25 protein-coding genes and 1 tRNA gene are annotated in these 25924 nt (G+C 71.8%); 15 read left to right on the top strand and 11 right to left on the bottom strand.

What is annotated here, in order from left to right; genetic code table 11:
• Complete coding sequence (locus ACIPJ2_RS07055) at window positions 1-285, bottom strand: GNAT family N-acetyltransferase (protein WP_281266961.1); 285 nt, start codon at window positions 283-285, stop codon at window positions 1-3.
• A 71-nt stretch (window positions 286-356) separates the two neighbouring features.
• Here ACIPJ2_RS07055 and ACIPJ2_RS07060 point away from each other — a divergent pair, with 71 nt between their 5' ends.
• The 3 genes from ACIPJ2_RS07060 to ACIPJ2_RS07070 all read left to right on the top strand — a co-directional run bounded on the left by ACIPJ2_RS07060 (window position 357) and on the right by ACIPJ2_RS07070 (window position 3951).
• Window positions 357-1610, top strand: a complete 1254-nt coding sequence (locus ACIPJ2_RS07060) for a hypothetical protein (RefSeq protein WP_402728174.1) — start codon at window positions 357-359, stop codon at window positions 1608-1610.
• Window positions 1611-1731: 121 nt separating this feature from the next.
• A complete protein-coding gene (locus tag ACIPJ2_RS07065; protein ID WP_402728175.1) occupies window positions 1732-3048 on the top strand; it encodes a hypothetical protein in 1317 nt (438 codons plus the stop codon).
• Between the two features lie 24 nt (window positions 3049-3072).
• Window positions 3073-3951, top strand: a complete 879-nt coding sequence (locus ACIPJ2_RS07070) for a DNA-methyltransferase (protein WP_402728176.1) — start codon at window positions 3073-3075, stop codon at window positions 3949-3951.
• A gap of 223 nt (window positions 3952-4174) precedes the next feature.
• On the opposite strand, the gene ACIPJ2_RS07075 is transcribed toward ACIPJ2_RS07070, so the two are convergent.
• Window positions 4175-6634 (bottom strand): MDR family MFS transporter, encoded by a 2460-nt coding sequence (locus tag ACIPJ2_RS07075; protein WP_402728177.1) that lies wholly within the window; start codon window positions 6632-6634, stop codon window positions 4175-4177.
• Window positions 6635-6783: 149 nt separating this feature from the next.
• Here ACIPJ2_RS07075 and ACIPJ2_RS07080 point away from each other — a divergent pair, with 149 nt between their 5' ends.
• On the top strand, window positions 6784-7542 hold the full coding sequence (locus ACIPJ2_RS07080; RefSeq protein WP_402728178.1) for an alpha/beta hydrolase: 759 nt from the start codon (window positions 6784-6786) through the stop codon (window positions 7540-7542).
• A gap of 75 nt (window positions 7543-7617) precedes the next feature.
• Here the strand turns inward: ACIPJ2_RS07080 and pgm are convergent, their stop codons facing one another.
• The 7 genes from pgm to ACIPJ2_RS07115 form a co-directional block, all read right to left on the bottom strand.
• Window positions 7618-9237 carry a phosphoglucomutase (alpha-D-glucose-1,6-bisphosphate-dependent) gene (gene pgm, locus ACIPJ2_RS07085; protein WP_402728179.1) on the bottom strand — a complete coding sequence of 540 codons (1620 nt, stop codon included), beginning with the start codon at window positions 9235-9237 and terminating at the stop codon, window positions 7618-7620.
• A gap of 203 nt (window positions 9238-9440) precedes the next feature.
• A complete protein-coding gene (locus ACIPJ2_RS07090) occupies window positions 9441-9692 on the bottom strand; it encodes a hypothetical protein (protein WP_402728180.1) in 252 nt (83 codons plus the stop codon).
• Window positions 9693-9814: 122 nt separating this feature from the next.
• A complete protein-coding gene (locus ACIPJ2_RS07095; RefSeq protein ID WP_402728181.1) occupies window positions 9815-10483 on the bottom strand; it encodes a class I SAM-dependent DNA methyltransferase in 669 nt (222 codons plus the stop codon).
• Window positions 10480-11136 (bottom strand): DUF2064 domain-containing protein, encoded by a 657-nt coding sequence (locus ACIPJ2_RS07100; protein ID WP_402728182.1) that lies wholly within the window; start codon window positions 11134-11136, stop codon window positions 10480-10482. The genes ACIPJ2_RS07095 and ACIPJ2_RS07100 overlap by 4 nt, the downstream gene beginning before the upstream one ends.
• A complete protein-coding gene (locus ACIPJ2_RS07105) occupies window positions 11133-11915 on the bottom strand; it encodes a glycosyltransferase family 2 protein (RefSeq protein WP_402728183.1) in 783 nt (260 codons plus the stop codon). Before ACIPJ2_RS07105 ends, ACIPJ2_RS07100 begins: the two co-directional genes overlap by 4 nt.
• Window positions 11916-12332: 417 nt before the next feature.
• The gene (locus ACIPJ2_RS07110) at window positions 12333-13403 is read right to left on the bottom strand and encodes an NAD-dependent epimerase/dehydratase family protein (RefSeq protein ID WP_402728184.1); all 1071 of its coding nucleotides are present in this window, start codon (window positions 13401-13403) and stop codon (window positions 12333-12335) included.
• Complete coding sequence (locus tag ACIPJ2_RS07115) at window positions 13400-14233, bottom strand: MTAP family purine nucleoside phosphorylase (protein WP_402728185.1); 834 nt, start codon at window positions 14231-14233, stop codon at window positions 13400-13402. Before ACIPJ2_RS07115 ends, ACIPJ2_RS07110 begins: the two co-directional genes overlap by 4 nt.
• Window positions 14234-14340: 107 nt before the next feature.
• On the opposite strand from ACIPJ2_RS07115, the gene glp reads away from it, so the two are divergent.
• From glp to ACIPJ2_RS07145, 6 genes are all read left to right on the top strand, one after another.
• On the top strand, window positions 14341-15558 hold the full coding sequence (gene glp / locus ACIPJ2_RS07120) for a gephyrin-like molybdotransferase Glp (RefSeq protein ID WP_402728186.1): 1218 nt from the start codon (window positions 14341-14343) through the stop codon (window positions 15556-15558).
• Window positions 15555-16043 carry a cyclic pyranopterin monophosphate synthase MoaC gene (gene moaC, locus ACIPJ2_RS07125; protein ID WP_402728187.1) on the top strand — a complete coding sequence of 163 codons (489 nt, stop codon included), beginning with the start codon at window positions 15555-15557 and terminating at the stop codon, window positions 16041-16043. Before glp ends, moaC begins: the two co-directional genes overlap by 4 nt.
• Window positions 16040-16567 carry a molybdenum cofactor biosynthesis protein B gene (locus tag ACIPJ2_RS07130; RefSeq protein WP_402728188.1) on the top strand — a complete coding sequence of 176 codons (528 nt, stop codon included), beginning with the start codon at window positions 16040-16042 and terminating at the stop codon, window positions 16565-16567. Before moaC ends, ACIPJ2_RS07130 begins: the two co-directional genes overlap by 4 nt.
• The gene (locus ACIPJ2_RS07135) at window positions 16564-16998 is read left to right on the top strand and encodes a molybdenum cofactor biosynthesis protein MoaE (protein WP_402728189.1); all 435 of its coding nucleotides are present in this window, start codon (window positions 16564-16566) and stop codon (window positions 16996-16998) included. The genes ACIPJ2_RS07130 and ACIPJ2_RS07135 overlap by 4 nt, the downstream gene beginning before the upstream one ends.
• Before the next feature lie 45 nt (window positions 16999-17043).
• Window positions 17044-17442, top strand: a complete 399-nt coding sequence (locus ACIPJ2_RS07140; RefSeq protein ID WP_402728190.1) for a PLDc N-terminal domain-containing protein — start codon at window positions 17044-17046, stop codon at window positions 17440-17442.
• Between the two features lie 318 nt (window positions 17443-17760).
• Complete coding sequence (locus ACIPJ2_RS07145) at window positions 17761-19623, top strand: ABC-F family ATP-binding cassette domain-containing protein (protein ID WP_402728191.1); 1863 nt, start codon at window positions 17761-17763, stop codon at window positions 19621-19623.
• Between the two features lie 7 nt (window positions 19624-19630).
• On the opposite strand, the gene ACIPJ2_RS07150 is transcribed toward ACIPJ2_RS07145, so the two are convergent.
• The gene (locus ACIPJ2_RS07150; RefSeq protein ID WP_402728192.1) at window positions 19631-20068 is read right to left on the bottom strand and encodes a VOC family protein; all 438 of its coding nucleotides are present in this window, start codon (window positions 20066-20068) and stop codon (window positions 19631-19633) included.
• 86 nt (window positions 20069-20154) lie between these two features.
• Between ACIPJ2_RS07150 and ACIPJ2_RS07155 the strand changes: the two genes are divergently transcribed.
• Window positions 20155-20745, top strand: a complete 591-nt coding sequence (locus tag ACIPJ2_RS07155) for a GNAT family N-acetyltransferase (protein ID WP_402728193.1) — start codon at window positions 20155-20157, stop codon at window positions 20743-20745.
• On the opposite strand, the gene ACIPJ2_RS07160 is transcribed toward ACIPJ2_RS07155, so the two are convergent.
• On the bottom strand, window positions 20742-21236 hold the full coding sequence (locus ACIPJ2_RS07160) for a MarR family winged helix-turn-helix transcriptional regulator (protein ID WP_402728194.1): 495 nt from the start codon (window positions 21234-21236) through the stop codon (window positions 20742-20744). The genes ACIPJ2_RS07155 and ACIPJ2_RS07160 overlap by 4 nt on opposite strands.
• Window positions 21237-21313: 77 nt before the next feature.
• On the opposite strand from ACIPJ2_RS07160, the gene ACIPJ2_RS07165 reads away from it, so the two are divergent.
• The 4 genes from ACIPJ2_RS07165 to ACIPJ2_RS07180 all read left to right on the top strand — a co-directional run bounded on the left by ACIPJ2_RS07165 (window position 21314) and on the right by ACIPJ2_RS07180 (window position 25850).
• Window positions 21314-21385: transfer RNA gene (locus ACIPJ2_RS07165), tRNA-Gln, on the top strand.
• 259 nt (window positions 21386-21644) lie between these two features.
• Window positions 21645-23030, top strand: a complete 1386-nt coding sequence (locus tag ACIPJ2_RS07170) for a sugar porter family MFS transporter (RefSeq protein WP_402728195.1) — start codon at window positions 21645-21647, stop codon at window positions 23028-23030.
• Between the two features lie 303 nt (window positions 23031-23333).
• A complete protein-coding gene (locus ACIPJ2_RS07175) occupies window positions 23334-24812 on the top strand; it encodes a sugar porter family MFS transporter (protein ID WP_402728196.1) in 1479 nt (492 codons plus the stop codon).
• 21 nt (window positions 24813-24833) lie between these two features.
• Window positions 24834-25850, top strand: coding sequence for a LacI family DNA-binding transcriptional regulator (locus tag ACIPJ2_RS07180; protein ID WP_402728197.1), 1017 nt, complete (start codon window positions 24834-24836; stop codon window positions 25848-25850).
• Window positions 25851-25924 lie beyond the last annotated feature (74 nt).

The raw sequence follows: 25924 nt of genomic DNA on the forward strand, positions 1-25924 counted from the left end.
TCAGCGGGTGGTGAGCTCCTGGTAGTCGGGGTGCCGCTCGATCCACGCCGCGACGTAGCTGCACTGCGGCACGACACGGCGCGAGGAGCCCGAGCGGACGTCGTCGAGCGCGTGCTGCACGAGGACCGAGGCGTGGCCCCCTCCCCGGTGCGCGGGGTCGACCTCGGTGTGCACGAAGCGGATCTCGTCGTCGGCGATCTCGTAGGCGGCGAACCCGATCACGGTGTCGTCCTCCACCAGGGAGTACTGCTGCTGATCGGTGTCGTTCCGGACGTCCAGTGCCATGTCGACGACGCTACGCCGCGGCCCCGAAGAGGGGCCTGTGCGCCCGCTGTGTGCCTCGCTAGCGTCAGCGGGTGACCGACCACCGCCCGCCATTCCACTTCCGGACGCCTCCGGGGTGGCCGACGCCGTCCACCGAGTGGGTCGCGGCGCACCAGCTCGCCGAACCCGGTCCGGGGTTCTCCCCTGGCCCCGGGATCCCGCCTGCGCCGTCCGGGTGGCGCTTCTGGCGTGCCGACCGTCGGGCGTTCCGGGCGGCGATGCCCACCCGGCGGCGGCGGATCGAGCTGCTCGGCGTGGCGGGACTCGTGCTGCTGGTCCTCGGGATCGTCGGCGTCGTCGTGCTGACGGCGGCGGACGTGCCGGCGGTGTTCGCCGTCGCCCCGATCGCGGCCGGGGGAGCGCTGTACGTCGTGTCCTGCGTGCGGTGGTGGGACCTCGCCACGGAGACGGCGCGATCGATCGCCGCGACGGCCGGGGCGTGGGGATCGACCTCCGTCTCGGCCCCGGCGGCACGGGCCGGCTTCGGGAGGTCGGCCCGCGTGGCCACCGGCATCACGGCCGCCATCGCCGCGGCCGCACTCGTGGTCGGCGCATCGGCCGGCGTCGCCCCGGTCGTGACGGACGCCGGGCAGTCCCTGGCCGGCGCCGTCGGGAGCGTTCGTGGCGACCTCCCCGAGGACGAGGAGCTCGCGGCTCCCTACACCTCGGACGACGGGCAGATCGACATCACCCAGGTCAGCGACGACGCGTGGGACGCCACCTGCGCGGCGACACCCGGTGACTCGAACTGCTGGAGCTGGGAGGTCGACGCGCTGACGGACTGCGACCTCTCCGTGACGATCGGGTTCGCCGACACCGCGCTCGGGGACGACACCAGGACCGTGACCCGTGCCGTGCACGTCTCCGCGGGCCGACCCCTGTACATCGCGGAACTCGGGGACGAGGACTACAGCGGCATCGACACCGCCTCGTGTCTCGGGGACGTCCCGCACCGGGTGGACGTCGACCAGACACCGGCCGACGACTTCGCCTACGAGGAGCAGCCCGACGGGTGCGACCTCACCGGGTGCATCGGCTGGACGCTCCGTCCGGGCGAGGACTGCGCGGACGCTTCGATCCAGTTCCTGGTCACGGACGAGTGGCGCGACGTGCCCGATCCCCACGACCTGGTGATCGGTGCGCCGTTGCAGAGCGGCGTCCCCGTGACCGTCTTCGCCGGCGGGGTGGAGTCCTTCGCCGGCGACGCGACGATCACGCAGATCACGTGCTCGTCGTCGGACGCCCCCGATGCGGACGCCCAGCCGGGGGCAGCGGCACACGCCTGACCAGCGGACGCCCTGCCCTGCGAGCCCGAAGCCCTGCGAGCCCGAAGCCCTGCGAGCCCGAAGCCCTGCGAGCCCGAAGAGGGGCCTGTGCGCCTGCCGTGACGACCGCTACCCTCGGCGCGTGACCGAGCAGCACCCCGTCGACGTCGAGCCCCGATTCCGCACCCCACCCGGGTGGCCGACGCCGTCGGCCGCATGGGTCGAACGTCACCACCTGGCGGAGCCGGCACACGGCTGGGTCCCGGCCCCGAGCCTCCCGGCTGCCCCGCAGGGCTGGCGCTTCTGGGAGGCGGACCGGCGCGCGTTCTGGCGCGACCGAAGGAGCCTGGTCGGACTCGCCCTCGTCCTGGTGGGCATCGCCGTCGTCGTCACCGTGTCCGTCCTCGGCGGAGAACTCCGCGGGCTCGCCGCACTCGGTCTGGTGCCGGTCGTCGGCGGAGCCGCCGTCGCGATCACGAGCAGCGTCCGTCGTGCCGCCCTGGCCGACCGCCTCGTCGCCGTGGCCCGCGAGCGTCGCGCAGCGGACCCGATCGACCCCGAGGCCGCTTGGGGCGTCCCGGGAGCCCTCCCCTTCGTCGAGGCGTCCGGGGACGAGCGCCGCTCGCCCGTGCGACGTCGGAACCGGATCGCGGTCGCCGTGACGGCGACGGCCATGGCGGTCGTGACCATCGTGGGTGCCTCCGTGGCCGTCGTCCCGCTCGTGCAGGAGACGGTCGGCGGGGTCGGCCAGACGCTCGCCCTCGGGCTGCAGGACGACGCCCCGGCGCCGTCGACCGCATCGGCGTCGCCGGATCCGGACACCGACCCGGCCCCGGACACCGATCCGACACCGGCGCCCGCCCCGTCGACGGTGGCGGTCGACGCCGTCCTCGAGGACGGGACGGCGCTGCAGGCCGACTGCGCGGTCGCGATGGCGGGCCGGACGGACCCGGCGCACTGCTGGGCCTGGTCGCTCACCGCGCCGGCCGCGTGCGAGGCGAAGGTCACGGCCCGGTTCGGCCCGGATGCGAACGCACCGGCGACCCGGACCGAGGAGCGGTTCGTCTCGCTGTCACCTGGTGTGCCGCTGTCCCTCGTGCTCCGCGGCGGGGAGACCATCGTCGGGCTCGACCACCCGACCTGCGTCAGCGCGGGGTCCGCGCCGTACCCGATCGGCACCTACGACGCCGGGGTGGAGCTGCCCGACTCGGACTTCCCGGCCGCCTGTGACGACTGGGGGTGCGACGGGTTCATCTTCGACGCCGAGTCCGCGTGCGACGCCGCGACGATCGAGGTGCACGTCTTCGACGACGTCGCGGACCAGCACTCGCGGGACTACGTGGTCGTGCAGCCGCTCGCCGACGGGACGAGCACGACCCACAACGAGGTCTTCGTGCCGTACGACCACGGCCGGCAGCCGGCCGACGCCGAGGTGTCGTCGGTGACGTGCGAGAGCTGAGCCCGTGTGCGCGACAATGATCGGGTGAACAGGGGAGACGAGGCACCGGACCGGGTCGTCCTCGGCGACAACCTCGACGCCCTCGCCACCCTGTCCGACGGCGTGTTCACGGTCGTCTACCTCGACCCGCCGTTCAACACCGGCCGGTACCAGCGCCGGCACGCCAGCTCCGCGGTCCCGAGGGCCGACGGTCCCGTGATGGGCTTCCACGGCCGGAACTACGAACGCGTCCGCGGTGACCTGATGCGCTTCGACGACCGCTTCGAGGACTACTGGTCGTTCCTCGAGCCCCGCCTGCTCGAGGCGTGGCGGGTCCTCGCGCAGGACGGCACGCTGTACCTGCACCTGGACTACCGCGAGTCGCACTACGCGAAGGTCCTCCTCGACGCGCTGTTCGGCCGTGACGCCTTCCTCAACGAGATCATCTGGGCGTACGACTACGGCGCGAAGTCCCGCTCCCGCTGGCCGACGAAGCACGACACGATCCTGGTGTACGTGAAGGACCCGGCCCGGTACCACTTCGACTCGACGGCGGTCGACCGCGAGCCCTACATGGCACCGGGGCTCGTCACGCCGGAGAAGCGGGAGCGCGGCAAGCTCCCGACGGACGTCTGGTGGCACACGATCGTGTCGCCGACCGGCCGCGAGAAGACCGGGTACCCGACGCAGAAGCCCGAGGGGATCCTCCGGCGCATCGTGCAGGCGTCGTCGCGTGAGGGCGACTGGGTCCTCGACTTCTTCGCGGGCAGCGGCACGACGGGCGCGGTCGCCGGGGCGCTCGGCCGCCGCTACGTGCTCGTCGACGACAGCCCGACGGCGTTCGAGGTGATGCGGAAACGCCTGCCCGGCGCGACCTTCGAGGTGCTGCCCCCGGCGACGATCGCCGCGGATCCCGCCGTGTGAGGTTCTGGGGCGCGTTGGGGCCGACTCGGAACGACAGGGTCGCTGTCGTACGACAACGGTTCTGTCGCTGCCGAGCGCGCGCAAGTGTTGCAGACGCGTGGAAACGACGAAGTCGCTGTCGTACGACAGCGACTTCGTCGTTCGGGGTCGGCACGCGGGGCGGCGCGGCACGCGGGGCGGCGGCACGCGGCGCGGCGGCGCAGCACGCGGGGCGGCGGCGCGGCTACTCGGCCGAGTGCCGGCCGTGCGCGTGGTCGCCGTCGGCCGGACGGGAGGCCCGGCTCGCGTCGTGCGCGTCCGTTCCGTCCGTCGCGGGGTCGGCCTCCACGGTGGCAGCGTGCGCGGCACGACGGGTGCGGATGGCGCCGGTGGTCGTGGCAGGCTCGTCCACCGGCGCAGCGGCCGAGTGCGCACCGTGCGTCGGCGCGTCCGGCAGCGGGGCGCGGGTGCCGTCGCTCGACACGTCGTCCGGCAGCACCGACACGTCGGACGTCCCGGTGGACCGGGCCGAGCGCGGCTGCGCCGGGACGTCGGGTGAGGTGGGGACGATCCCCATCCGCCCGGAGTCGGGGGACACGAGCGATCCGGTGTTCGTCGCGGCGCCCTGCGCGTCGACGGCGTGGCGATCGGGGTCGTTGCCGGCAGCTGCGGCCCGGGCGGTGTCCGCCTGCTCCTGCAGCGCCGACGTCTTCCGGAGCGGCGGCACCCGGAAGAACCACGTCAGGACGAACGCGATGAGGATCACACCGAGGCCGACGTAGTACACCGTGACGGCCGAGCTGCTGAACCCGACGAGGAACGGCCGGGTCAGCCGCTTGTCGGCACCGTTGAGGAACGAGGTGTCGCTCGTCGCGGAGCTCGTCGAGGAGTCGGCCTTCGAGTTGCCGCTCTTGAGCTGCTTGATGAGCGTCGGGGCGACCTCGTCGACGACGTTCTTCCGCTGCGACGCGTTCGAGTAGTCGACCTGCAGCGTGCCGTCGACGACGTCGGCCTGGGCCTTCGACGCAGCGGTCTCGAGCGCCTGCTGTTCGGCGTCCGGCTTCGCGGCCGCGACCTGCTCGTCGATGACCGACTGTGCCTGTGCGGCGGGGAGCGCACCGGCGGCGACCTGCTGTTGGACGCCCGCGGTGACCTGCTTCGTGACGGCGGCGTCTGCGGCTTCCTTCGCCTGCACGGCGCCCTTGTTCAGGCCGTCCTGCACGTTCTGCTTCACCGGGTCGGTGATCGGCGTCCAGATCTGGTCCATCACGCCCTTGTTGTCCTTCGCGTTCGCCACGGACGGGGTGAGGGCGGCGTTCAGGGCGCTCGTGAGGTCGGACTTGTCCTGCATCGCCGTCGTGATGTTCGTCGGCATCAGGGTGAACAGCACGGAGAGGAGCACTGCGGTGCCCATCGTGCCGCCGATCTGGCGGAAGAAGGTCGCGGCGCTGGTGGCGACACCGATGTCCCGAGGTGACACCGAGTTCTGCGCGGCCAGGGTCAGCGTCTGCATGAGCTGCCCGAGCCCGAGGCCGATGCCGAACATGCCGAGCATCAGGAACCACAGCGGGCGGTCGGCGGTGAGGAACGTCAGGACGGTGAACCCGATCGCGGTGAACGCCGTCCCGGTGATCGGGAAGACCTGGTAGTTGCCGGTCCTGGAGATGATCTGACCCGAGGCGATCGACGCGATCATCAGGCCGAGGACCATCGGCAGCATCGCGAAGCCGGACTCGGTCGGGGTGACGCCCTTCACGATCTGCAGGTACAGCGGGATCGTCAGCATCGCGCCGAACATCCCGAAGCCGACGAGCACGGACAGGATCGCGGACATCGAGAACACCCGCGAGCCGAAGAGCTTGAGCGGCAGGATCGCGTCGTCGTTCATGGCGCGCTCGACCAGGATGAACGCGATGAGTCCGACGGCGCCGGTCACGTAGCACGCGATCGAACCGGCCGAGCTCCAGCCCCAGGTACGGCCCTGCTCGGCGACGAGCAGCAGCGGCACGAGCGTCACGATGACGAGCGCGGCACCCCACCAGTCGATGCGCGGCTTGGCCTTCCGCTCGCCGACCTTCGGCAGGTGCAGGAACGTCAGCACCATGATCAGCGCGATGATGCCGATCGGCACGTTGATCAGGAACACCCAGCGCCAGCCGGCGATGAACACGATCTCGCTCGCGCCGGCGAAGAGGCCACCGACGAGCGGCCCGATGACGCTCGAGATGCCGAACACCGCGAGGAAGTAGCCCTGGTACTTGGCGCGCTCGCGGGGGGCGAGCATGTCGCCCATGATCGCGAGCGGCAGGGACATCAGACCACCGGCGCCGAGGCCCTGCAGCGCGCGGAACCCGGCGAGCATGAGCATCGAGGTCGAGAACGACGCGGCGAAGGACCCGACGATGAAGATGCCGATCGCGGTGAGGAACAGCGGACGCCGCCCGAAGATGTCGGAGAGCTTGCCGTAGATCGGCGTCGTGATCGTCGAGGCGATCAGGTACCCCGTCGTGACCCAGGCCTGCTGGTCGAGCCCGTGCAGGTCGTCGCCGATGGTCCGGATGGCGGTGCCGACGATCGTCTGGTCGAGGGCGCCGAGGAACATACCGGCCATCAGGCCGTAGATCACCAGCAGGATCTGCCGGTGGTTCATCACGACGTTGGATGCCGTGGTGGGTCCCGCTGGAGCGGTCGCCGTCTGGGTCATGTGCAGGGTCTCCCGGGTACCGAAGCGCTGATGACAAGAATTTTGCGCTGTCTGCAAAGTTACAACTGCCGCAAGCGGTGCGGTCACGCAGGTGCGGCTTCCTGTGTGGATCGGCAGCGTTCCGCGGGACGAACAGTAAGGTCGCCCCCATGAGCACGCCCGACGGCATCACGGTACGCCCGACCTCCGTCGGCGGTTCCCGTCCGTCCGTGATCGTCCTCCCGGGTGGCGGCTACGAGGAACACGGGCGGGCGAGTTCCGAACCGATGGCGGACTGGTACGCCGGCATCGGCCTGCACGCGTTCCTGTTCCGCTACCCGCTCCGCACGCCGGAGACCGTCGGCCCGTTGCACCCGGCGCCGATCGACGCGACCCGCGCGGTGTTCACGTGGCTCCGGTCGGGACGGGCCGGCGCGGACACCGGACTCGACATCGACACGGAGCGCATCGGCGTCGTCGGGTCGAGCGCCGGCGGGCACCTGGCGGCCTCGCTCGCGAACGGCATCGACGACCCCGCTGCCGACCGGCCGGCGTTCTGCGTCCTGAACTACCCGGTGATCTCGATGGAACACCCGACGCGGCCGCGTCCGATGGTCGGGCTCCTCGGCGACGACCCGCCGTGGCGGACGCGCCGGGAGCTCTCGATGGAGACGCGGGTCGACGAGCGCACGCCGCCGACGTTCGTCTGGACGACGGCGGACGACCGGATCGTCCGAGCGTCGAACGCGCTGTCCTACGCGGACGCGCTGGTCCGGAGTGAGGTGGACGTCGAGGTGCACGTCTTCCCGCACGGCCGGCACGGACTCGGCACCGCCGTGCGCGAACCGCACACGTCCCAGTGGACCCGGCTCTGCGAGGACTGGCTGCGGTACCAGCGCGTGCTGACCGACACGCCCCCGAACTGCTGAGGCGCCCCCGAACCGCCGAGACGCCGCCGGATCCGGCGGCGTCTCGGGGAGCGTGCGGCGTCTCGAGCGCTACCGCTACGCGCCGAGGGCGGCGTCGACGATCTCCTTCGCCTCGCGCTGCACCTGCTCGAGATGCTCCTGGGAGACGAAGCTCTCGGCGTAGATCTTGTAGACGTCCTCGGTTCCGGACGGACGCGCGGCGAACCACGCCTTGTCCGTGACGACCTTGACGCCACCGACCGCCGCGTCGTTCCCCGGCGCCTTCGAGAGCTTCGCGGTGATCGGGTCGCCCGCCAGGGTCTCGGCGGTGATGGCGTCGCCGTCGAGCTTCGACAGCCGTGCCTTCTGCTCCTTGCTGGCTGCCGCGTCGACCCGCTGGTAGACCGGTGCGCCGAAGCGGTCGGTCAGCTCGGCGTAGAGCTGCGAGGGGGTCTTGCCCGTGACCGCGACGATCTCCGACGCCAGGAGCGCCAGGATGATGCCGTCCTTGTCCGTCGTCCACGCGGTGCCGTCGGTGCGGAGGAACGACGCGCCGGCCGACTCCTCGCCACCGAAGGCCACCGAGCCGTCGATCAGGCCGGGGACGAACCACTTGAAGCCGACCGGGACCTCCCACAGGCGACGGCCGAGAGACTCCGCGACGCGGTCGATGATGCTCGACGAGACCAGGGTCTTGCCGATCGCCGCGTCCTCGCGCCAGGCCGGACGGTGCGCGTAGAGGTACTCGATCGCGACGGCGAGGTAGTGGTTCGGGTTCATCAGGCCGCCGTCGGGCGTGACGATGCCGTGCCGGTCGGAGTCCGCGTCGTTGCCGGTCAGCACGTCGAACTCGTCCTTGTGCGCGAGGACCGATGCCATCGCGGACGGGCTCGACGGGTCCATCCGGATCTTGCCGTCCCAGTCGAGCGTCATGAACGACCAGGTCGGGTCGACGTCGGGGTTCACGACGGTGAGGTCGAGGCCGTAGTGGTCGCGGATCGCGTTCCAGTACGGCAGGGATGCCCCGCCGAGCGGGTCGGCGCCGATCTTCACGCCGGCTCGCTTGATCGCCGGGATGTCGATGATGTTCTCGAGGTCCGCGACGTAGGTGTGCAGGAAGTCGTAGCGGTCGGGCGTGGCGTGCTCGGTGCGCTTGACCTCGGCGTTGCCGCCCTCGATGATCGCGTTCGCACGGTTCGCGATCCACGACGTGGCGTCGCTGTCCGCGGGACCGCCGTGCGGGGGGTTGTACTTGAAGCCGCCGTCGCGGGGCGGGTTGTGGCTCGGCGTGATGACGATGCCGTCAGCGGTGTCCGGGTTGCCCGCGCGGTTGTAGCGGATGATCGCGTGGCTGAGCGCCGGCGTCGGCACGTAGCCGTTCTCGCTGTCCGCGAGGACGTGCACGTCGTTCGCGGCGAGGACCTCGAGCGCGGTGCGTTCGGCCGGGCCGGAGAGCGCGTGGGTGTCGCGGCCGATGAACAGCGGGCCGTCGGTGCCCTGCGACTGCCGGTACTCGACGATCGCCTGCGTGATGGCGGCGATGTGGGTGTCGTTGAACGCGGTGTCGAGTGAGGAGCCGCGGTGCCCCGAGGTGCCGAACACCACCTTCTGCTCGGCGATCGAGACGTCCGGGACGCGCTCGTAGTACGCGGCGATGAGGGCGTCGAGGTCGACGAGGTCGTCTGCGGTCGCTGGGGTACCGGCGCGGTCGTTCATGCCCCCATCCTGGCATCGCCGCGAGCGGCGCGCTCAGGTGCGGCGCGCGGTGCGCGCCGGACAGGCGGACGGGAGGCTCGTGGCGGGCCCGCCACGAGCCTCCTGTCCGCCACGACGTGAGCGAGCGGCCGCCCCGGCCCGGGTGAAAGGGGGGAAACCCGGGAGAGGGGCGACCGCTCGCGGTCAGTGTGCGCCGTGCGCGCTCATGCCGTCCGGAACGAACCCGTCGCGGTGCGGAACGAACCGGTGACGGTGCGGTTCGACGACGTCGACGTGCCGGGACGTGCGGACTGCGTGTCCACGAAGCGCCCGAGCCGGCTGCCGGTGGGCAGGCCCGTGTAGGTGCCCACCGTCTGGTGGGTGCGGGCGGTCGTGCCCGTGTAGCTGCCGAGCTCGTCGCGCTCGCCGAGTCCGGACACGAAGGTGCCGCCGAACGGGAAGGTGCTGTTCGTCATGGTGGTCTCCTCGATGTGTGATTGGCAGCATCGGGAACGCCGCTGCCGACGAACCTGACGCCGTCGGCTTGAGGGAATGACACTACGCCCTTGTCTTGCAGAATGCAAAAGAAGAGTGGACCTCAGGCGACGAGCTCGCAGAAGCTCCGACCGGCGACCGTCCAGCTCTGACGGGCGACGAGCCCGGCGTCAGCGGCGTGCCGGTGCAGGGCGTCGAGGCCGACCTCGGCCCACGGGAACTCGGCGCTCTCGTGGCCGTCGGTGTCCACCACGCGGGCCCGGTAGGTGCGGTCGGCGGTCGGGTCCGTGTGCGTCTCGACGACGACGCGACCGCCTGCCCTGACGATGTCGCGGCAGCGCGCGAGGAGTGCGGCGGGGTCGCCCCCGATGCCGATGTTGCCGTCGAGGACGAGCGCGGTGTCCCAGCGTCCCTCGTCGGGGACGGGGTCGAACACGGAGCCCTGGATCGCCCGGCCGCCGGAGCGCCGCGCGATCGCGACGGCCTCGGCGGAGACGTCGACCCCGAGTGCGGGGATGCCGAGCGTGCGCGCCGCGACGAGCATCCGCCCGGGGCCGCAGCCGATGTCGATCACGGGGCCGTCGACGTCGTCCAGCAGGGAGCGGTCGACCCGGTCGGCGGCAGCACTCCACCGTCCGACGTCCATCGTGATGGCGACGCCGGGGCGGTCGGGGTCGGTGAGACGGAGGCGGCCGTCGCTCCGGAGTGCCCGTGCGTAGGGTTCGTCGCCGCCGGTGCCGAAGGTGACAGCGGTCTGGGTGATGTCGCTCATCGGGCGCCTCCGGCGGTGAGTGCGCCGTCCTCGGCGCGCAGGGCAGCAGCGAACCCGGAGTCCGGCGCGAGTCCGGCCACGACACCGGCATCGTCGATCGTGTCCACGTCGAGCAGCTCGGTGAGCACGCCGACGTCGAGCCCGGCGGCCGTCAGACGTGCTAGCTGCACGGCACCCGTGTCGTCCTGGGACATCGGGACCCCGCGCAGCAGGTCCCCCGTCGGCTCGCGGAGGTACAGGGACCAGAAGCCGCCGTCCTCGGCCGGACCGAACCAGGCGTCCCGGTCGGGGGCGTCGAGCACGGGTGCGACGTCGTCGACCGAGACCTGCGGGGTGTCCATGCCGACCAGCAGCGTGGGGCCGGTCATCGTGTCGAACAGGAAGCCGAGGCGCTCGTCGAGGCCGCCGCCCGGCTGGTGCAGGACGTCGAAACCGGCAGCCGCTCCCGGGACGACCGAGCCGTCGAAGAACAGCACGCGCCGCTCGACGGGAAGCGCGGCGACGGTGCGGAGCGTGTCGTCGAGGCTCGCGCTCGCGACCCGGGCGGCCGCCTCGGGGGAGAGCGCCGGGGTCAGCCGGGTCTTCACCCGGCCGGGCAGGCACTCCTTGGCGATCACGACGACCGTGATCGGGGTGGTCGCGGTGACGCTCATGAGCGCACCTCCTCGACGTCGGAGGCGGAGGCGGAGGTGGAGGTGGAGGCGGAGGCGGAGGGGGCGGTGGAGCCGGCCGTGCGGCGGACCGGACCCGGCGCGACGGAGCGGGTCCGGGCCTCCTGGCGGTACTCCCGCAACAGGCGCGTCATGTCCCGCACCGCGTTGATCGTGCCGCGGAGCGTTCCGGTGACCTTGCTGTCGCCGACGCGCTGGGCGTAGCCGATGTCGGACTCGTCGACGCGCCATCCGGCGGCGTGGGCGGCGAGGACCATCTCGAGCGGGTAGCCGCTCCGGCGGTCCTGCAGGTCGAGCGCGACGAGGTCCTCGCGACGCATCACGCGCATCGGGCCGAGGTCGCGCAGGCGGTACCCGGTCGCCCGGTGCATGAGCACGGCGAGGACGCGGTTCGCGAAGCGAGCGTGTGGGGCCCAGGCGCCAGGGGTGGTCGGGACGCGGCGGCCGAGCGCCAGGTCGGTGCGGCCCTCCGCGACGCGGCGGACCAGCGGCGGGAGCTCCGCCGGGTCCATCGAGGCGTCGGCGTCGCAGAAGGCGACGTACTCGGCGGTGGCGGCCTCGACGCCGGCGGCGCATGCGCTGCCGAAGCCGCGGCGGGACTCCGTGACCACGAGGGCTCCGAGCGCGCGTGCGATGTCCGCGGAGCCGTCGGTCGAGCCGTTGTCCACCACGATGGCGCGGTAGCCGTCCGGCAGACGACCGATGACCGTCGGCAGGGCATCGGCCTCGTCGAGACAGGGGAGGATGACGTCGACCTTCATGTCCACCATTCGGTGCGGTCGGCCGTTGCGACTGGAGGACGTTGCCATGCGCACCACTCAACCGGCGAGTCGCTGGGGATGTGCAGGTCCTTCGTACCCCGTGTCCGGTGCGCGCACAGGAACGGCGTGGCGCGGGCGCGCCGGGCCGGGCGGGCGGGCCCCCGGGCCGGGCGGGCCGCCGGGGCGGGCGGGCCGCCGGGCCGGGCGGGCCGTCGTCGAGTGGTCACGACTCCCCGCTCAGTTCCGTCGGGCGGTCACGACCTGTCGATTCCGGGCCTCGCGGGCGACGGCTTGTGACCAGTCAGCGTCACGCGGACGGGGTGTCGTGACCACTCGGCGAGTGGGCGCGTACCGGACGGGAGGCTCGTGGCGGGGCCGTCACGAGCCTCCCGTCCGGTACGTGGCCGGGACGGCGCGTCAGCGCACGGCTGCGCGGAGCGGCGCGTCCGCGAACGCGCGCATGCCGCGCTCGAAGTCGACCTCGGCGCGCCAGCCGAGCTCGTCCGCGATCCGCGCGGACGACGCCGTGACGTGCCGGACGTCACCGAGCCGGTACTCGCCGGTGACGACGGGTGTGAGCCCGGCCGTCCCCGCGATCGCCGCGGCCATGTCGCCGATCGTGTGCACGGTGCCCGACCCGACGTTGTACGCGCGGAACGAGTCCGGGTCCATGGAGTCGGTCGCCCCGATCGACGCGAGGTTCGCTCCGGCGACGTCGTCCACGTGCACGAAGTCACGACGCTGGGCGCCGTCCTCGAAGACGCGAGGGGCCTCGCCGCGAGCGATGGCACTCCGGAACAGCGAGGCAACACCGGCGTAGGGGGTGTTCGCGGGCATGCCCGGTCCGTACACGTTGTGGTACCGGAGCGCGACCGCGCGGCCGCCGGTGGCGCGGGCCCACGACGACGCGAGGTGCTCCTGCGCGACCTTCGTCTGCGCGTACACGTTGCGGGGGTCGAGCGCCGCGGACTCGTCGATGAGCCCGGGGACGAGCGGCTCGCCGTCCGGTCCGATCGGGTCGAAGCGGCCGGCGTCGAGGTCCTCGCGGCGACGAGCAGGCGGACGCATCGGCGTGCCGTCGGAGGTCGTGTACGCGCCCTCGCCGTAGACGACCATCGAGCTCGCGACGACGAGCCGGCCGATGCCGGACCGGTCCATGCCGGCGAGCACGTGGGCGGTGCCGGCGTCGTTGCTCGAGACGTAGTCAGGGGCGTCCTGGAAGTCGACGCCGAGACCGACCTTCGCGGCCTGGTGGCACACCACGTCGACGCCGTCGAGTGCGGCTTCGAGGGTCACCCGATCGCGGACGTCGCCGTGCACGAACGCGATGCCGCGCCGCTCGTGGTCGGCGACGACGTCGGCGGGGTCCCCGTGCACGTCGGCGCGGAGGGAGTCGAGCACCCGCACCTCGTGGCCGTCGGCCAGGGCGCGGCGGACGATCGCGGAGCCGATGAAGCCCGCGCCGCCGGTGACGAGCAGGCGGGTCATGCCGTCCTCGCGATGATCGTGGCGCTCGCCGCTGCCGGGACGAGTTCCCGCGGCGTGAAGTCGTCCGGGATCGAACCGACGATGCTCCCGATCGCGCCGACGATGACCTCGTTCGCGCGGGCGAGGCGTTCCATCACGAGGGCGTGGGTCACGGGGGCCTCGGTGCTCCTCGCTGCGTCGGCTTCGCTCGGCGCCAGCCCCGCGTCGGCGTCCGTCACGAACGACAGGTTCACCGTGCCGATCCCGAGCTCGGCGGCCAGGGGGACCTCCGGCGTCATCGTCATGTTGATCGTGTGCCCGCCGGCCTCGCGCATCCACACCGACTCGGCTCGGGTCGAGAACCGCGGCCCCTGGATGACGACACAGGTGCCGGTCGGTCGGAACGGGACGTCCAGTGCAGCGACCGCGTCGACGGCGACCCGACGGAGGACGGGGTCGAACGGGTCGGCGAACGACAAGTGCTGCACCTGGTCCTCGAAGAACGTGTCGGCGCGGCCCCAGGTCCGGTCGATGAGCTGGTCCGTCACCACGAAGGTCCCGGGGGCGTAGTCGGGGTGCAGGCCGCCGACGGCGCTCGACGACACGATCGCGCGGACGCCGAGGGACCGCAGCGCCCAGACGTTCGCGCGGTGGTTGATCAGGTGCGGTGCCACCGAGTGCTCGCGGCCGTGCCGGGTGAGGAACGCGACGCGCTTGCCCGCCATCGTCCCCACGGTGACGGGGGAGGAGGTCGGCCCGAAGGGCGTCTCCACGTCCATCTCGTCGGCAGTGCCCGGTGCGAACAGCTCGTACAGGCCGGAGCCGCCGATCACACCGATGGTCGCGGTCACGTCGTTCTCCACAGGTCCTCCGAATCGTCCAAGGCGCGCGATGCGCGCTCGTTACGCTACTGACACGCGCCCGTCCGGGCCCGCATCGAACTCATTCGGAGGCCCCCGTGCGAACGATCGGTCAGCACCGCGACGACGTGGAAGCGTTGGTCGCGCCGGTCCTGTCGCTCGGACAGGAGGCACGGCTCGTCGACGCCCTCGCCGCCGACACCGGCGCAGGGCACGGGTACCGCGTGCTCGGTCGTGCCGTCGTCGCACCTGGTCCGCTGCCGGCGTTCGACAACAGCCAGATGGACGGGTTCGCGGTGCGGTCCGGAGATGCCGGGACGACGCTGCGCGTCGTGTCGCCGATCGCCGCCGGGGTCGTCCCGGTGCCGTTGCTCGCCGGGGAAGCCGCCCCGATCATGACCGGGGCGCGGATCCCGGACGGTGCCGACGCGGTGTTCCCGGTCGAAGCCACGCCGCCCGGGTCCTTCCCCGCGGCACTGGCGCTCACCGAGGTCGAGGTCCCCGCCGACCTCACCGCCGGCACCTTCGTCCGGACCGTCGGCTCCGACCTCGCCGCGGGTGGGGTCGTCGTCGACGCCGGAGCGCCGCTCACGCCGGCGGTGCTCGGGGCGCTCGCCGCTGCCGGTGTCGACCAGGTCGAACTCGTCAGACGCCCCAGGGTGCTCGTCGTGTCCACGGGATCCGAACTCGGTGGCGACGGCGGGGCCGCGATCAACGACGCGAACGGCATCGCGCTGCGGGCCGCGCTCGCCGAAGTCGGGGCCGAGTCACGCGTGGTGCGCGTCCCCGACGACGAAGCCCGGTTCCTCGCCGCGCTCGACGACGCTGTGGGGAACTGGGCCGACCTCGTCCTGACGACGGGCGGGATCAGCGCCGGTGCGTACGAGGTCGTCCGGCAGGCACTCGAGCCCCGGGGCCTCGCCGTGACCCCGGTCGCGATGCAGCCCGGTGGTCCGCAGGCCTTCGGCACCGTCACGATCGCCGGGCGTCCGGTTCCGGTCGTCTCCTTCCCGGGGAACCCGGTGTCGGCGCTCGTCTCGTTCGAGGTCTTCCTGCGCCCCGTCCTCGCCCGTGCCGCACGGATGCCCGACACCCGCCCGACACAGGTGCTCCCCGCGGCGTCGTCAGCGGTCTCGCCGGACGGCAAGCACCAGGTCCGCCGCGGCACCGTGGTCGACGGGGCCGTGCACTTCGTCGGCGGCCCGAGCTCGCACCTCCTCGCCCACTACGCCGACGCCACCCACCTGGTCCACGTGCCCGTCGGCACGGCAGCCGTCGAACCCGGCGACCCCCTCACCGTCTGGAGCATCCGATGACCGACCCGTCCGACTCGTCCGACCTCTCCCACGTCCGGGCAGACGGCAGCGCGCACATGGTCGACGTCTCCGCGAAGGACGTCACCGACCGCTCGGCCACCGCGACCGCGACCCTCGTCACCCGGCCCGACGTCGTGACCAGGATCCTCGACGGGTCGCTGCCCAAGGGCGAGGTCATCGGCACCGCCCGGATCGCGGCGATCATGGCCGTGAAGAAGACCTCCGACGTGATCCCGCTCTGCCACCCGCTGCCCATCGCCGGCGTCCAGGTCGACATCACCGGGGCGGACGACCGCGTGGTGGTCGAGGTGTCGGTGCGCACCACCTCGCGGACGGGCGTCGAGATGGAAGCCCTGACCGGGGCGAGCGTCGGCGCGCTGACCGTGTACGACATGGTGAAGGCCGTCGACCGGGCGGCAACCATCACGGACGTCCGGGTGCTCGAGAAGCACGGCGGACGATCAGGGGACTGGAGCGCACGATGACCGCAGCGCCGAATCGAGCGGAACCGACGAGGGGCCGCGCGGTCGTGGTCGTCGTGTCGACACAGGCCGCCGCCGATCCCGCCCTCGACCGCACGGGTCCCGTCATCGCCGGGTGGCTCCGCGAGCGCGAGTTCACCGTCCCGGAGCCGGTCATCGTCGCGGACGGCGGCCCCGTCGCCGAGACCGTGACCAGTGAGCTCCTCGCCGATGCGCGCGTCGTCATCACCACCGGCGGCACCGGGGTCACCCCGACCGACCGCACCCCGGAAGCCGTCGCACCGCTCCTCGACCTCGAGCTCCCGGGCGTCATCGAGGAGATCCGCCGCCGAGGACTGGCGGGGGCCGGGCCGACGGCGCTCCTCAGCCGCGGGGTCGCCGGCATCGCCTCCGGGGGAGCGTTCGTCGTCACGCTCCCCGGGTCGCGCGGCGGTGTCGCTGACGGGCTCGCCGTGCTCGACGGGTTGCTCGACCACGTCCTGGCACAGGTGCACGGCGAGGGACACGCGCCGCGGGGCACCTCGTGACCGGCGGCACGGATCGTGTGGTGCTCGCGGACGTCGTCGGACGGCCGATCTCCATCGACGAGGTGTCTGCCGTCGTCGCCACCGACCAGGACGGCGCCGTGGTGACCTTCGCGGGCGTCGTGCGGGACCACGACGACGGCAAGGGCGTCACCGCGCTGCACTACGAACGGCACCCGAGCGCCGGTGACGTCATCGCCGAGGTCGCGGCCACGATCGCCACCGAGCACCCCGAGGTCCGGATCGCCGTCCTGCACCGGGTCGGGTCCCTCGGCGTCGGGGACGTCGCACTCGCCGCGGCCGTGTCCTCCGCACATCGCGGGCATGCGTTCGCCGCGTGCGGGGCGCTCATCGACCTCGTCAAGGAACGGGTGCCGATCTGGAAGCACCAGCGCTTCACGGACGGCTCCGACGAGTGGGTGGCGTCCCTCTGACGCGGGCGTAGCGCTGGCTCCAAGGCGTTCCATAGAATCCGGGGCATGAGCGTGCTGTTGCCCGGGCTGACGATCGTCCTGCTGGTGTTCGCCCTGATCGACATCCTGACGAAGACCGACGACCAGATCCGCGGGCTGCCGAAGATCGCGTGGGTGATCCTCGTCGTGCTGGTCCCCGTCGTCGGCAGCATCGTGTGGTTCGCGATCGGGCACGACTGGGCGCCGGGCGACCGGAACCACGGCCGGTACATCGAGCCCACCCGCCACGAGGACCAGTACGCCTCCCTCGGGCATGCCCGGGCAGCGCACGGCGACCGGCGGGTGACCACCACCGAGCAGGAACTCGCGGACCTCGATCGCGAGATCGAGTACTGGGAGGCGAAGGCGCGCCTGAAGCGTGCCAAGGAGGCCGCCGGCGAGGGCGAGCCGACCCCGGGGAGCTGACCCGAGCCTCCTGTCCGGTGCGCGCGCCGCCCGCGCCGCCCGCCCGCGCCGCCACTCGCGGACTGACCCTGAACGACAAAGTCGCTGTCGTACGACAACGATCCTGTCGCTCCCACGCGCGTGCAACAGTTGCGGGCGCGCGGTTGCGACAACGTCGATGTCGTACGACAGCGATCCTGTCGTTCCGAGTCGGCACCCGCACCAGTCGCTCGGCACCCGCACCCGCACCCGTCGCTCGGCACCCGCACCCGCACCCGCACCCGCACCCGCACCCGTCGCTCGGCGCCCGCACCCACCCGCGCCACCTACCCTTGACGCGTGGCACATCTCCTCGGCGCCGAGAACCTGCATCTCGAGTTCCCCACCCGCACCGTCTTCGACAGCGTCACCATCGGCATCGACGAGGGTGACCGCATCGGCGTCGTCGGCCGGAACGGCGACGGCAAGTCGACGCTCCTCAGCCTGCTCGCGAAGCGCCTCGAACCCGACACCGGCCGCGTGACGCACCGCGGCGGCGTGACGGTCGGCGTGCTCGACCAGCGCGACGCCCTGCCCGAGGGCCAGACCGTCGGCGCCGTCGTCGTCGGCGACCGCGAGGAGCACGAGTGGGCCGGCGACCCGAAGATCCGCGACGTCATCGGCGGACTCGTCTCCGACATCCCGTGGGACATCCCCGTCGACGACCTCAGCGGTGGACAGCGGCGCCGTGTCGCCCTCGCGCGTCTGCTCGTCGGTGACTGGGACGTGCTGTTCCTCGACGAGCCCACGAACCACCTCGACGTCGAGGGCATCCAGTGGCTCGCCGAGCACATCAACCGGCGCTGGTCGCCGAGCCAGGGCGGACTCGTCGTCGTGACGCACGACCGGTGGTTCCTCGACGCCGTGTCGACCGACACGTGGGAGGTCCACGACGGCATCGTCGAACCCTTCGAGGGCGGCTACGCGGCCTACATCCTGCAGCGCGTCGAGCGTGACCGGCAGGCCGCCGCGAGCGAGCAGCGCCGCCAGAACCTGGCCCGCAAGGAGCTCGCATGGCTCCGCCGCGGTGCCCCCGCCCGCACCAGCAAGCCCAAGTTCCGCATCGACGCGGCGAACGCCCTCATCGACGACGTCCCGCCGATCCGCGACACCGTCGCCCTGTCGCAGATGGCCACGGCGCGCCTCGGCAAGGACGTCGTCGACCTGATCGACGCCGGCGTGACCTTCCCCGGCACGCCGGAGCCCACGATCCGGAGCATCGAGTGGCGCATCGCACCGGGGGAGCGGACCGGCATCCTCGGACCGAACGGCGCCGGCAAGTCGACGCTCCTCGGCCTGGTCTCGGGGCGCATCCAGCCCACCAGCGGGCGGGTGAAGACGGGCAAGACCGTGCAGGTCGCGGTCCTCGACCAGCAGCTCGCGGACCTGCAGCAGTACGCCGACGACCGCGTCCGCGAGGTCGTCGCCCGCAAGAAGACCAGCTACGTCGCCGACGGCAAGGAGATGACGCCGTCACAGCTCCTGGAGCGCCTGGGCTTCACGTCCGAGCAGCTCTCCACACCCGTCCGCGACCTCAGCGGTGGGCAGAAGCGTCGCCTGCAGCTCATGCTCATCCTGCTCGACGAGCCGAACGTGCTCATCCTCGACGAGCCGACGAACGACCTCGACACCGACATGCTCGCCGCGATGGAGGACCTCCTCGACACCTGGCCCGGCACCCTGCTCGTCGTCTCGCACGACCGGTACCTGCTCGAGCGGGTCACCGACCAGCAGTACGCCGTGCTCGGTGGTCACCTCCGGCACCTGCCGGGCGGCGTCGACGAGTACATGCGGCTCCGGGCGTCCGGCACCGGCGGGTCCACGGCTTCAGCGGCTGCCGCCGCGACAGCCGGGAGGCCCGACACGGCCGGGGCGGGCTCGTCGCCTGCTCCTGGGGCCGGGGCCAGTGCGTCGGGTGCGGCGGGTGCGTCCGGCTTGTCCGGCGCCGATCGTCGCGCCGCGGAGAAGGAGATGTCGGCGCTCGATCGCCGCATCGCCCGCGTGGGTGCCGATCGGCAGACGGTGCTCGACCTGTTCGCCGCGCACGACCAGTCCGACTACGCCGGGCTGGGGGAGCTGCAGACGAAGCTCGCGTCGCTCGAGGCCGAGATCGAGCAGCTCGAGGAGCGCTGGCTCGAGGTCGCCGAGCAGCTCGGGGTGTAGCGCTCCGTTACTCGGGCGTGGCATCGGACGGCGCGCCCATGCCCGGGTTCGCGACGACCTCCCAGAGGTGCCCGTCCGGGTCCTGGAAGAAGCCGGAGTACATGCCCCACGGGCGTGTGTACGGCGGCTCGAGCATCGTCGCGCCAGCCGCCCGTGCCCGCTCGAGGAACGCGTCCGCGTCGGCTCGAGACTCGACGAAGTGCCCGATCGTGGTGCTCGGGTCGGTCCCGAGTTCCACGCTCGAGTCCTTCCGCATGTCGTCCCGGCCGTAGACGGACACGATCAGCCCGTCGTCGAGTGTGAACATCGCCGTCGCACCACCCGCGACGGTGTCGGACGGGGCGTACTCGGTGCCGATGATGCCGCTGCCCTCGGCGCCGAAGAGCGCGGTGTAGAACGCGGCCGAGCGCTCGAGGTCGGTGACGGCGAGGGTGATGGCGTGCATGCGCCGGAGCGTAGTCGCGGCGCCGATTGGTCGTGACGCCGGCGCTCGCCGGTCCAGGCGATCGTCCGCTCTGGCAGAGTCGAGGGATGACGTGGAACGGGGCCGACGCGCAACGGTACGGAGGGACGCTGCTCGAGGGGGACCGTGTCCGGCTCCGCGCGCTCGAGGACGACGACCTGCCCGACCTGGTGCGCTGGTGGCAGGACCCGGAGTGGGCCGTGCTGCAGCAGGTCATCGTGCGACCCCGGCCGGCCGAACCGATCGCCGAGCAGTTCCGCAGCTGGAGCGGCAACGGCAGCGGCGGATCCGTCGGCTTCAGCGTCGTCGACCGCTCGTCCGGGATCCTCGTCGGCCACGTGACGCTCTTCGGCGCGACCCTCCCCGTCCGTGCCGCCACCCTCGCCGTGATGATCGGGAGCGAGCACGTCGACCAGGGCTACGGGACGGAGGTGGTCCGGCTGATCACGGCCCACGGGTTCCGCGAGATGGGCCTCAACCGCATCGAGATCCGCGTCCACGCGTTCAACGAACGCGCGCGAGCCGTGTACGCGCGGTCGGGGTACCAGCAGGAGGGCGTGCGACGCGACGCCACCTTCCACGACGGTCGTTTCCACGACGAGATCGTCATGTCCGCGCTCGCCCGCGAGTGGCATGAGCCGCCGGTGCGTCCGGTCTAGTCGCCGAGCCCGAGGATGAGGCGTCTGAGGAGCCCCGCGAGCTGGTCTTGCTCGTCGTCGGACACCCCGGCGAGGATGTCCCGCTCCGCGCCGAGCAGGTCCGCGATCGCCGAGTCCACCGCGCTCCGACCGGCATCGGTGAGGGACACGAGGATGCCGCGGCCGTCCCTCGGGTCGGTCCGTCGTGCCACGAGCCCGCGTGCCGTCAGTCGGTCCACCCGGTTCGTCATCGTGCCGCTCGACACCAGGGTCTGCTGCAGAAGCGTCTTCGGACTCAGCTCGTAGGGCGCACCCGCACGCCGCAGTGCCGACAGCACGTCGAACTCCCACGGCTCCATGCCGCTCGCGTCGAACGCTGCCCGACGTGCTCGGTCGAGGTGCCTGGCGAGCCGGTCCACCCGCGACAGCACCTGCAACGGGGCGAAGTCGAGGTCGTCGCGCTGCCGCCCCCACGCCGCGACGATCCGGTCGACCTCGTCCTCATGCGGCATCCCTCCATCTTGGCCGAACGCCGCGCGCACGGCCACCGTTCCGGTCATGGGAGGATGGACGGGCCCTCCGTGGGCGTTCCGCCTTGGTGTAATGGCAGCACGACGGCCTTTGGTGCCGTTAGGTCCGGGTTCGAATCCTGGAGGCGGAGCTCGGCGTCGCTCGCGCACGTGTGGAGGCGCCTCTGCCGACCTGCTTGCCTGGCGTCTCGCGCCGCGTACTCGGCGTCCACAACGCGAGACGAGTCCGTAGGCTTGACGACGGTCCCGCCGCCGGGACCTGATCATGGACATCACCGCCGATGTGCCGCCCGCCGACGCATCGAAGGACCCGCATTGCCCACGAACACCGATCGGACGCGCCGTCCGCGCACCCGCACCCCAGAGGACCGCAGCGCGTACACGGTCGGCATGGAGACGACCGCCATCCCCGTGCTCCCGCCCGACGCCACGGCACGGAAGCGGTTCGTCCGCGTCGTCGCCGCGGTCGCCGCGGTCGGCGGTGCGCTCTTCGGGTACGACACCGGCGTGATCTCCGGCGCCCTGCTCTACGTGTCGTCGGACTTCACGCTCAGCGTGTTCGAGGAGGGCATGGTCACGAGTGTCCTCCTCATCGGCGCCGCGGTGGGCGCGCTCGCCGGTGGTCGGGTGGCGGACCGGGTCGGCCGCCGACTCGCGCTCGTGCTGGCGGGCGTCGTGTTCACCGTCGCGACCGTCGGGTGCGCCTTCGCGCCCGACTACGCCGTCCTGCTCGTCAGTCGCGTCGTGCTGGGGCTCGCCGTCGGGGTGTCGTCGATCATCGTCCCGCTGTACATCGCGGAGATGGCACCCGCCGACATCCGCGGACGCCTGGTCTCGCTCAACTCGCTGATGATCGTCACGGGGCAGCTCCTCGCGTACCTCGTGAACGCCTGGCTCGCGCAGTACGGCGCATGGCGCTGGATGCTCGGTCTCGCTGCGATCCCGGCGGTGGTCCTGGTGGTCGGCATGCTCCTGCTGCCGGACACCCCCACGTGGTACCGGATGCGGGGTCGCGCGGACGACGCACTGCAGGTGCTGCGCCGCACGTACCCGGAGCGTGAGGCGCACCGGCAGCTGCGCACGATCCGCGAGACCCAGGAGTCGCAGTCCGCGGAACGCCAGGGATGGAGCGGCTTCCGGGAGCCGTGGGTGCGTCGCTCGGTGCTCATCGCCGTCGGCGTCGCCGTGCTGCAGCAGGCGACGGGCGTCAACACCGTCATCTACTTCGCGCCGACGCTCCTCGTCGACACTGGGCTGCCGTCGTCTACCGCGGTCGTCGCGACGATCGCGATCGGCGTCATCAGCGTGGTGGCCACGATCGTCGGCCTGCGGCTCGTCGACCGGGTCCCGCGCAAGAAGTTGCTCATCGGCGGCTCGCTCGGTGGCGTCGTGTCGCTCGTCGCGCTCGGCTGCACCTTCCCGCTCACCGAACGCGGCCCCGGTTTCAGCTACCTGACGCTCGGCGTGATGGTGCTGTTCCTGGCGTTCCAGCAATCCGCCGTCGCCACGACGACCTGGCTGATCATCTCCGAGCTCGTTCCCTCGGCGGTCCGGGGGATCGGGATGGGCGTCGCCGGGGTGTTCCTGTGGCTGGCGAACTGGGCCGTGTCGCTCGCGTTCCTGCCGGTCGTGCACGCCATCGGCGGCGCGTGGACGTTCGTCGCGTTCGCGGCGATCGGCGTCCTCGGTGTCGTGTTCGTGTGGCGCGCCGTGCCGGAGACCGGCGGCAAGTCGCTGACCGACATCGAACACGAGATGCAGGACGCGACCGACTGACCGCCGGAGGTCGCCGCGGTGGGCGGTGGCGATGCCGGACGGGAGGCCCGTGGCGATGCCGCCACGGGCCTCCCGTCCGTCTGGTGCAGGTTCTCGGGGTGCCGGCCGACGGCCGGTCAGGCTCCCGGAACGACCTCGGCCGCCGAGGGGGGAGGCGTGGTGCGGGTTGTGCGTGATGAGGATCACGCCGATCCCGCGGTCTCGTGATGGAACGATCGGCATGCGCTGTGTTACCTTGTGAACAGTTCGTCCGGTGTGTGAGAAGTGATGCCGGTCGTTCCCGACCATGACGAAGGAGTCTTGATGTCCGGACAGATCCCATCGCGCGAAGCCACCGAGCTCCCGCCGTTGACCACAGGGCCACACCGCAAGCGGATCGGGTTCATCTCGGTCATCGCCTGCCTCGGCGGTCTCCTCTTCGGGTACGACACCGGTGTCAGCAACGGTGCCGAGATCTCAATCCAGTCCCAGCTCGGCCTCGACGACATCGGACTCGGTGTCGTCATCTCGTCGCTCGTGTTCGCCGCGGCGGTCGGTGGCCTCGTCGGCGGCCCGGTCTCCGACCGCATCGGTCGCCGGACGACGATCATCGCGATGGCGGTGTTCTTCTTCTGCGGCACCCTACTGGCGGTGTTCTCCCCGAACTTCGAGGTCCTGCTCGCCGGCCGCATCGCGGTGGGTCTCGCCGTCGGTGCCGCGTCGATCGTGGTGCCGGTCTACCTCGCAGAGCTCGCACCGCTCGAGATCCGCGGGATGATCACCGGACGGAACGAGCTCGCGATCGTGAGCGGGCAGCTCGCAGCGTTCGTGGTGAACGCGATCATCGGCCTGGTGCTCGGTGACGAGGGCGGCGTCTGGCGCGTCATGTTCTTCATCTGCGCGATCCCCGCCGCCTGCCTGTTCTTCGGGATGCTCCGGATGCCGGAGTCGCCGCGCTGGCTCGTCGAGCACGGCCACGAGGCGCGCGCGCTCGAGATCCTGAAGACCGTCCGCAACGAGGAGCGGGCCGAGGCCGAGCTCGCGGACATCCGCCGTGTCACCGCCGAGGAGCCGAACGAGACCCGCCTGAACGGCCTGAAGGCGCTGTTCTCCAGCCGCTGGCTCATCCGGATCGTGCTCATCGGGTGCGGCGTCGCCATCGCGCAGCAGGTCACCGGGATCAACTCGATCATGTACTACGGGCAGCGCATCCTCATCGAGTCCGGTTTCGGCTCGAGCGCGGCGCTCGTCGCGAACATCGCCCCTGGCATCCTCGCGGTGGTGGGCGGCCTCATCGCGCTCCGCAACATGGACCGCGTCGACCGGCGGAAGACGTTCATCCTCGGCCTGTCGCTCACGACCACGTGCCACATCCTGATCGGTGTCTCGTCGCTGGTGATCCCGGACGGCAGCCCGATCCGGCCGTACGTGCTGCTGTTCCTGATCTGCGCGTTCGTGCTGTCGATGCAGTCCTGCCTGAACATCGCCGTGTGGGTGTGGCTCGCCGAGATCTTCCCGCTCAACATGCGCGGCCTCGGGACCGGGATCGCTGCCTTCGCCGGCTGGATGATGAACGGCGTGCTCGCGCTCTACGTGCCGTCGCTCATCGAGGGCATCGGCATCACCGGGACGTTCTTCCTCTTCGCCGTCATCGGTGCGATCGCCCTGCTGTTCATCGTCACGCAGGTGCCGGAGACCCGCGGATGGTCGCTCGAGAAGCTCGAGGAGGAGGTCACGACCGGAGCGATCTACATCGACACGATCAAGGGCAAGGCGAAGCGGGCCGGTCGCGACGACCACTGACCGTGCTGCAAGATGTGGAGCATGGCTGACGACGGGTCCACGGGAGCGGCGCGGCGCGCGACCATGCGCGACGTCGCCGTCCGCGCGGCCGTGTCGAAGTCGCTGGTCTCGCTCGCGTTCAGTTCGCCGGAGTCGGTCAGTCAGGAGCGGCTCCGGCGGATCCTGGACGCGGCGGACGCGCTCGGGTTCCGCCCGAACCGGGTCGCCCGGTCGCTGAACGGGGCGCGGGACGACTTCGTCGGGATCCTCGTCGCCGATTCCCGGAACCCGGTGTTCGCCGAGGTGGTGGATGCGGCCAGGCTCTCGTTGTCGGCCGGTGGCCGCCTCGGGCTGATGACGAGCGCGGTGCTCCCCGGCGCGGGTGCCCGCCTGGACCTCGAGGCGGTCGCGATGCTCGGCGACCTGCAGCCTTCAGGGCTCATCGTCGTGGGGTCGGTGCCGAGCATGGACCGCGTGGTGGAGGCCATGGGGTCCGCCCGGATCGTCATCGCCAGTGCCAGACCGGAGCGGCTCGCCGGCGCCGCGACCGTGCGCGGGGATGACGAGGTCGGAGTCCGGCTCGTCGTGGACCACCTCGCCGCTCTGGGCCACCGTCGGATCGGGCACGTCGGGGGCGCCGGCGGTCGGGTGGCATCAGGGCGCGCCGATGCGTTCGTCGCGGCGATGCGGGAGCGCGGCCTCGACCCCGAACTCGTCGCGGAGAGCGACTTCTCCGAGGCGGCCGGGTTCCGTGCGGCGCACGCGCTCCTGGACCTCGACGGTCCACCGACCGCGATCACGGCGGTGAACGACCTGGCCGCGATCGGGGTGACGGCCGCGCTGCGGCAGCGCGGCCTGACGGACTCGGTCGCCGTCACCGGGTACGACAACACCTACCTGGCCGCACTGGGGGCCGTCGAGCTGACCTCGGTCGACCCCGACAACGCCACGATCGGCCACCGCGCGGCCGAACTCCTGCTCTCGGAGGAGAACCCCGGCGAGGTGCTCGTCGCACCCACCCTGCGGATCCGGGCGTCGTCCGTGCCCGTGCGCGGCTGACGTCGACCAGCAGTTGACACCGCTCGATCGCCGGTCGTAGATTGAACCGGTCCAAGATTTTGGACCGGTTCAAA

It is taken from the genome of Curtobacterium sp. NPDC090217 (assembly GCF_044746705.1).
In the GTDB taxonomy this organism is placed as follows: Bacteria; Actinomycetota; Actinomycetes; order Actinomycetales; family Microbacteriaceae; genus Curtobacterium.

What these genes read in the sequence shown, in the direction of transcription:
- ACIPJ2_RS07055 (WP_281266961.1), bottom strand. Translation starts at nt 285, where the DNA reads ATGGCACTGGACGTCCGGAACGACACCGATCAGCAGCAGTACTCCCTG.
- ACIPJ2_RS07075 (WP_402728177.1), bottom strand. Translation starts at nt 6,634, where the DNA reads ATGACCCAGACGGCGACCGCTCCAGCGGGACCCACCACGGCATCCAAC.
- ACIPJ2_RS07080 (WP_402728178.1), top strand. Translation starts at nt 6,784, where the DNA reads ATGAGCACGCCCGACGGCATCACGGTACGCCCGACCTCCGTCGGCGGT.
- pgm (WP_402728179.1), bottom strand. Translation starts at nt 9,237, where the DNA reads ATGAACGACCGCGCCGGTACCCCAGCGACCGCAGACGACCTCGTCGAC.
- ACIPJ2_RS07090 (WP_402728180.1), bottom strand. Translation starts at nt 9,692, where the DNA reads ATGACGAACAGCACCTTCCCGTTCGGCGGCACCTTCGTGTCCGGACTC.
- ACIPJ2_RS07095 (WP_402728181.1), bottom strand. Translation starts at nt 10,483, where the DNA reads ATGAGCGACATCACCCAGACCGCTGTCACCTTCGGCACCGGCGGCGAC.
- ACIPJ2_RS07100 (WP_402728182.1), bottom strand. Translation starts at nt 11,136, where the DNA reads ATGAGCGTCACCGCGACCACCCCGATCACGGTCGTCGTGATCGCCAAG.
- ACIPJ2_RS07105 (WP_402728183.1), bottom strand. Translation starts at nt 11,915, where the DNA reads ATGAAGGTCGACGTCATCCTCCCCTGTCTCGACGAGGCCGATGCCCTG.
- ACIPJ2_RS07110 (WP_402728184.1), bottom strand. Translation starts at nt 13,403, where the DNA reads ATGACCCGCCTGCTCGTCACCGGCGGCGCGGGCTTCATCGGCTCCGCG.
- moaC (WP_402728187.1), top strand. Translation starts at nt 15,555, where the DNA reads ATGACCGACCCGTCCGACTCGTCCGACCTCTCCCACGTCCGGGCAGAC.
- ACIPJ2_RS07130 (WP_402728188.1), top strand. Translation starts at nt 16,040, where the DNA reads ATGACCGCAGCGCCGAATCGAGCGGAACCGACGAGGGGCCGCGCGGTC.
- ACIPJ2_RS07140 (WP_402728190.1), top strand. Translation starts at nt 17,044, where the DNA reads ATGAGCGTGCTGTTGCCCGGGCTGACGATCGTCCTGCTGGTGTTCGCC.
- ACIPJ2_RS07150 (WP_402728192.1), bottom strand. Translation starts at nt 20,068, where the DNA reads ATGCACGCCATCACCCTCGCCGTCACCGACCTCGAGCGCTCGGCCGCG.
- ACIPJ2_RS07155 (WP_402728193.1), top strand. Translation starts at nt 20,155, where the DNA reads ATGACGTGGAACGGGGCCGACGCGCAACGGTACGGAGGGACGCTGCTC.
- ACIPJ2_RS07160 (WP_402728194.1), bottom strand. Translation starts at nt 21,236, where the DNA reads ATGCCGCATGAGGACGAGGTCGACCGGATCGTCGCGGCGTGGGGGCGG.
- ACIPJ2_RS07170 (WP_402728195.1), top strand. Translation starts at nt 21,645, where the DNA reads ATGGAGACGACCGCCATCCCCGTGCTCCCGCCCGACGCCACGGCACGG.
- ACIPJ2_RS07175 (WP_402728196.1), top strand. Translation starts at nt 23,334, where the DNA reads ATGTCCGGACAGATCCCATCGCGCGAAGCCACCGAGCTCCCGCCGTTG.
- ACIPJ2_RS07180 (WP_402728197.1), top strand. Translation starts at nt 24,834, where the DNA reads ATGGCTGACGACGGGTCCACGGGAGCGGCGCGGCGCGCGACCATGCGC.